The organism is Hyphomonas sp. UBA3601, assembly GCF_002375605.1.
Lineage (GTDB): Bacteria > Pseudomonadota > Alphaproteobacteria > Caulobacterales > Hyphomonadaceae > Hyphomonas.
In genome coordinates, this window is the sequence record NZ_DFME01000036.1 from 6,852 (window position 1) to 12,884 (window position 6,033).

Consider the following 6,033-nt stretch of genomic DNA (forward strand, 5'->3'; position numbering starts at 1 on the left):
GACTATTCAAACGTATATTTGAACCGTACACCGATCGAACGCGGCGCGCCGACATGGGTGTAGTAGGTCCGTTGATAGACCGGGCCGCCCGCATCATCAGACAGAACCTGATTGTAGAGATTCGTGCCGACGACGCCGGTCTCGTAGAACTCGTCAAAGAGGTTGTTGACGAAGAAGGTCGCCTGCCAGTCGCCCGTGTCATATACGGCAGAGACATTGGCCAGCCCGAAGGAATCGAGCGTCAAACCATCGCCGAGGCCACCCGTGCGGCTGAGCACATCGCCCTGCCATGTGTAGCCGGCATTGAAGGCAACTTCCGCGCCATTTTCGAGCGGCATGACATAGGTTCCGAAGACTGCGAACTGATCTTCCGGAGAGCCGGGCAGGCGGTCACCGTCACTGCCGTCCAGCAAGACCGATCCGAAGCCCGGAGGCGAGATCGTGCCGACAAGGCCCGGTGCATCCGCGGTGAGCGTTGCCTCGGAATGACTATAGCTGCCGCGTACGGAGAGGTTCTCTTTGACTGCCCAGGCGCCATTGACCTCAAAGCCTTTGGACTCAGCGCCTTCGGCATTGACCGTGATCGGAATGGAGGCGTTGATCGTGGCAGAACTCAGCTGCGGATCGGTCCATTCGATATAGTAGACTGCGCCGTTCAGGGTGACCCGCCCATCCATCAGGGTCGACTTGAAGCCAAGCTCGTAATTGGTGGTCGTGTCAGGACCGAATTGCGATTCGTCCCGCGTGGAAACGTCGCCAGCGCCCGGTCCGAATTGCTGTCCCGGCAGCAGTGCACATGCGCCTTGCTGGTTGTTGGTCGGATCATAGGCCGGGCAAACGCCAATACCGTTCGAGTTACCAATCCGGTAGCCTTCGCTGACGGTGAAGTAACCGAGAACATCATCCGTCACCTGATAAGAGGTGTTGAACTTGAACAGGGTTCCGTCATCGGACTGGCTGGTCCGCTCTGTGCCATTCGGGCTGCCGGCGGCGAAGTCAGACTTCAGGCTGTCTTCCATGTCGCTGATGCCAACGGGCTGGAGATAGTTCGGACCGCTATCGAACAGCGGGAAATCGACATCGCTGAACGATTCCAGATCATACTCATAATAGCGCCCCCCGACCGTGACGGTCCAGCGATCGGTGATGTCAAATCCAACCTCCCCAAACAGCGCTGCTTCTTCCAGTGAAGAATAGAACTGGGAATAGTATTCCAGGTCATCCGGGCGGTCGAAGCCGACATAGTCCGCATATCCCGGCGTGTACTCCTGGGAATAGGAGGTCACATCGGAATTGTTGTAGAACGCACCAACGATCCAGTTGAACCGGCTGTCAGTCGTCGAAACGAGACGGACTTCCTGGTTGAATGTGTTCTCGCGGCCCTTCTCATGCGTGAAGGAGGTGAAGGTCGGGAACAGTTCATAGCTGTATTCGAGCGAGATCAGGAGGTCGGTCTGGTCGCGCTGGCCATTGTCGTCGAACCGGGAATAGCCGGTGGCGGAGGTCAGCTCCGCAAAGCCGAGATCGGCTGTCAGCTCAAGCGCCAGCAACTGGTTGGTAATCTCGTTCGGTTCTTCGACACGTTTGGCCAGTTCGTATTTCCCGGTCTGGAGCGTGTTGCGCCAGCTGGAGCCCTGGCGGCCATCGATTTCGGACTTCTGGTAATAATAGGTCGCCGTCCCATCGAGCCACTCAGTTGGCTCCCAGCGCGCAGCGAGGCGGCCGGAAACGGTCCGCTCGCCATTCGCATCCGTGACGCCGCGCAAATTGGACGCAACATCAGTCGGGTCAGAAAAGTCCGGGTCCGGATCAGATACACCGATTTCCTGCACGATGTATGGATAGTCGATGAAACCGGAATCGTCTTCGTAGTCGACCGAGCCACGGATCGCAAAGTTTGGCGCAAACGTCTTGTTGAAGGTCAAGCCGGTTTCATAGCTGAGCGATGCTGCTTCGGAATATTTTGAGAATTCCGACCGCACTTCCAGTAGGTCGCCATCAAAATCCGGCTTGTTCGGGATGTAACGGATTGCGCCGCCAAGCGTACCGGCGCCGTAAAGTGTGCCTTGTGGCCCAAGCAGGACTTCCACGCGCTGAAGGTCATTCAGCTTGAGATCCACAAAAAGCGGAATCTCGCCGAGATAGGTGGCAACCGTGCCGCCGCCATCATTGTTGCCGTCACCGGAGCCGAGGCCATCTGCATTCAGACCACGAACAATAACGGGGTTGCCCTGACGGCCACCGCGATCAACGACGTTGATACCCGGTACATAAGCCAGCACATCTGCCAGTTCGTCAAAGCCTTGCTCTTCGATCTGCTCGCCGCCAAGGGCCGCGATGTTCAGAGGGATATCCTGGACGCTTTCGGCGCGGCGGGTGGCGGTGACCGTAATGGTCTGGGCGCGCAATTCGCTGTCGCTGGACGGTTCTTCCTGGGCGCTGGCACCCATGGCAAGGCCTGTCGCAAGCACGACAAGACTGGTCTGCCGTAGTAGACTGGATTTAGACATTTGTAGAAACTCCTATAGTTCCTACCTCACCTCCAACATTAGGAAGCAGGGAAGAATTTGGCACAAGCGACCGTCCCACACGGCAGCACATTTATGTCCTTGGCGTAATATTTTTGGCACAGAATTGCGCCTATACGGCTCAGTTGTAGAATGAAGGAACAATGCACTGATCAAAAATTGGGCATCTTCGCCAAATATTGGGCTACTGGACCGGGCGGCGAGCCATCTGGAAAAGAAGGCTTACAGGCATGCGCATGCCGACTGCATGGAGGCGCTGAAACGCGACCCCGGCGAGCCGCGCGCGTATTATCTACTGGGCATCCTGACCGCGGATCACGCCAATCATGCCAAGGCCATAGACCTGTTTGATCGTGCGCTGACACTCAGCCCACAACACCCTGAAGTGCTCGCCCAAAAAGCGCGCAGTGAAATGGCACTTCTCAGGCGCGAATCGGCTGTACGGTCTGCGGATGCCGCCGCCGCGCTTGCGCCAGACGACGCCTTGACGCTCGACACGCTGGGGGTCGTCTACAGCCGCGCCGGACTGCATGACCGTTCTCTGGAATTCTACAAGCGGGCCACGGCGACCGCCCCAGATGTCTCTGCCTACCATTACAATCTCGGAGCGGCGCTTCAGTTTGTCGGACACATGGACGAAGCGCGGGAAGCCTATCGCAGATGCTTAATACTGGATCCGGGCGAGACCCGCGCTCTGGCCGCAATCGTCCAGATCACGAAGCAGACCGAGGCCGACAACCAGATTGCCGAATTGAAAGCTGTGTTTCCCTCGGTCGCCCATAAAGCCGATGACGCGCTCCGCGTCGGCCATGCCCTCGCCAAGGCCTATGAAGATTTGAACCAACCAGCCGAAGCGATGGGCTGGCTGGCCAAAGCCAAATCAGCCAAATGGGCCGCTGTGCAGCACGATGCGGCGTTTGATGACGCCATTTTCGACGCGGCGAAAGCGACGACACACCTGCCAATGATGGGTGGCCATACCAGCGCGCAACCCATTTTCATTGTCGGCATGCCCCGGACGGGAACCACCCTGGTCGACCGGATCCTGTCGAGCCATAGCGAGGTGACTTCGGCCGGAGAACTCGCCGATTTCGGGATCAGCCTGAAACACCTGTCAGGCACCCAATCGAAATACGTGCTGGATGTCGAAACGCTGGCGGCAGCCGGGCAGGTAGACCAGGACGAGCTTGGCCGGATGTACATGCAACGCGTTGAAGCCACGCTCGGCCTGACTGGGCGGTTCATCGACAAGCTGCCACTGAATGCGATTTACGCCCCCATCATTTTGGCGGCCCTGCCGGAAGCGCGGATCATCTGCCTCAGGCGGCATCCGGCGGACACAGTGCTCAGCAATTACAGGCAATTGTTTGCGACGCAGTTTCCCTATTACGACTACGCCCTGAACCTGGAAACCACGGCGCACTATTATGTCGGCTTTGACCGCATGATCCGGCATTACAGCGAGACGCTTCCGGCAGGCCGGTTCACACAGGTTCATTATGAAGACGTGGTGGGCGACATCGAGGCCCAGACACGGAGATTGCTCGAGTTCTGCGGCCTGTCATTTGAGGCCCAATGCCTGGACTTTCACCAGAATGCCGCGCCGGTTGCGACCGCCAGTTCCGCGCAGGTGCGCGAGCCGCTCTATACCCGGGCGCTGGCCCGATGGAAGCGGTACGAGGCGCAGCTCACCCCGGCACTCGATATATTGGAAGCGGCTGGCTGCATCGATGCCGCAGAGCGGGATATCCCCTAGGGCAATGCTGGCCATTCCGGCCCGACGCATTAGTGTCTTCCCGATAAGAGGGAGTCACCGCCATGAAACACCGCCGCCTTGGCAAGAGCGCCATTTACGTATCCGACATCTGCATGGGCACGATGACTTTCGGCGCCCAAACGGACGAAGCCGAAGCCCACAAGGTTCTTGATGCCTGTTTCGAAGCCGGGATCAATTTCTATGACACCGCCGAGAACTACCCGGTGCCGCCAAAGCTTGAATGGGCTGGGCGGACCGAAGAAATCTTTGGCCGCTGGATGAAGACCAAAGACCGCGACCGCCTGATCGTGGCTACGAAAGTGTGCGGGCCGTCGCATGGCTGGATCAAGGGATCGCAGCGCGGCGAGATGACGGCGCTGGACCGGCACAATATCCGCCGCGCCATCGATGCCAGCCTGACCCGGTTGCAAACCGACTATGTCGATCTCTACCAGACCCATTGGCCAGATCATGGCACGAACTTCGACGAGACGATGGAGACCCTTGATGATCTCGTTCGCGAGGGAAAAGTGCGCATCGTCGGCTGTAGCAATGAAGATGCCTGGGGCCTGATGAAGAGTATCGAGACCTCCAACCGGCTCGGTACGGTGCGCTATCACACGATTCAGAACAATTTCAGCCTGAACAATCGCCGCTTTGAAGATGCATTGGCCAAAGTGTGTCGCCGCGAAGGTGTCAGCCTTATCCCTTATTCGCCGTTGGCAGGGGGCGTCTTGTCCGGCAAGTATCAGGATGGTGCCCTGCCCGAAGGCGCGCGTTTCTCAGCCTATTTGCAACATGGCGGGCGTCAGACCTTAATGGCCGGGCGGTTCGTCAACGAAAAGTCACTGGAATCCACGCGGCGCTTCATGGACATCGCGAAGGATGCGGGCATGTCGCCCGTGACGCTGGCCACAGCATGGTCGAAACAACATGATTTCGTCGCCTCCACCATTGTCGGCGTGTCGAAATTCGATCAGTTGGCCGACATTCTCGCAGCCGCAGACCTGGAACTCTCCGCAGACGTGATGAAGGCGTGCGATGCCGTCACCAAAGACCAGATGTATCCAATGGGCTAGGGCCCGCAAATGAAATGAGCCCCCACCCGCTTCTGCGTCGGATGGAGGCTCGTCCTTTGTTTCCCACCAAAGCTCGTGGGATCTATTCGGGGCTTGGCCGCGCGCTTGCGAGAACTTCGCGCTTGCCGGCATGGTTCGGCGCAGAGATCGCGCCTTCTTCTTCGAGGCGATCGATTACGCCTGCAGCCTTGTTGTAGCCAATCTTGAGGCGGCGCTGAAGATAGGAGGTCGAGGCGCGCTGGTCGCGGACGACGATGGCAAGCGCCTGGGAATAGAGATCGTCGTCTTCGTCGCCGGTGCTCGTCCCGAGCATGGCATCCATGACGGCAGACCCCGTTGAGCCATCTTCGGGCGCTTCGAGCACATCCATGACATAGTCGGGCTCGCCTTGTTCCTTGAGCCAGTCAACGACCGAGCCGACTTCCTCATCTGACACGAACGGGCCATGAAGGCGCTGGGATTTCTTGCCGGGGGCCTGATAGAGCAGGTCGCCCATACCGAGCAGCTGTTCGGCGCCTTGTTCGCCCAGGATCGTCCGTGAGTCGATCTTGGTCGTGACCATATAGGAAATCCGTGTCGGGAAGTTCGCTTTGATCGTACCCGTAATAACGTCTACGGATGGTCTCTGTGTTGCCGTGATCAAGTGAATACCAGCCGCACGGGCCATCTG

4 protein-coding genes are annotated in these 6,033 nt (G+C 58.4%); 2 read left to right on the top strand and 2 right to left on the bottom strand.

Going from position 1 to position 6,033, the window contains the following annotated elements; all coding sequences use genetic code 11:
- Window positions 1-2: 2 nt before the first annotated feature.
- Window positions 3-2,510: a TonB-dependent receptor gene (locus B4F73_RS04140; protein ID WP_290482574.1), complete on the bottom strand. Its 2,508-nt coding sequence runs from the start codon at window positions 2,508-2,510 to the stop codon at window positions 3-5.
- A 265-nt stretch (window positions 2,511-2,775) separates the two neighbouring features.
- Between B4F73_RS04140 and B4F73_RS04145 the strand changes: the two genes are divergently transcribed.
- Together B4F73_RS04145 and B4F73_RS04150 are read left to right on the top strand one after the other, a co-directional pair.
- Window positions 2,776-4,284, top strand: coding sequence for a tetratricopeptide repeat-containing sulfotransferase family protein (locus B4F73_RS04145; protein WP_414651862.1), 1,509 nt, complete (start codon window positions 2,776-2,778; stop codon window positions 4,282-4,284).
- Between the two features lie 62 nt (window positions 4,285-4,346).
- On the top strand, window positions 4,347-5,363 hold the full coding sequence (locus tag B4F73_RS04150; RefSeq protein WP_290482575.1) for an aldo/keto reductase: 1,017 nt from the start codon (window positions 4,347-4,349) through the stop codon (window positions 5,361-5,363).
- An 82-nt stretch (window positions 5,364-5,445) separates the two neighbouring features.
- Here B4F73_RS04150 and B4F73_RS04155 read toward each other — a convergent pair.
- Window positions 5,446-6,033 (bottom strand): DNA translocase FtsK (locus tag B4F73_RS04155; RefSeq protein WP_290481369.1); only part of this gene is annotated, 588 nt, incomplete at its 5' end.

What these genes read in the sequence shown, in the direction of transcription:
- B4F73_RS04140 (WP_290482574.1), bottom strand. Translation starts at nt 2,510, where the DNA reads ATGTCTAAATCCAGTCTACTACGGCAGACCAGTCTTGTCGTGCTTGCG.
- B4F73_RS04145 (WP_414651862.1), top strand. Translation starts at nt 2,776, where the DNA reads ATGGAGGCGCTGAAACGCGACCCCGGCGAGCCGCGCGCGTATTATCTA.
- B4F73_RS04150 (WP_290482575.1), top strand. Translation starts at nt 4,347, where the DNA reads ATGAAACACCGCCGCCTTGGCAAGAGCGCCATTTACGTATCCGACATC.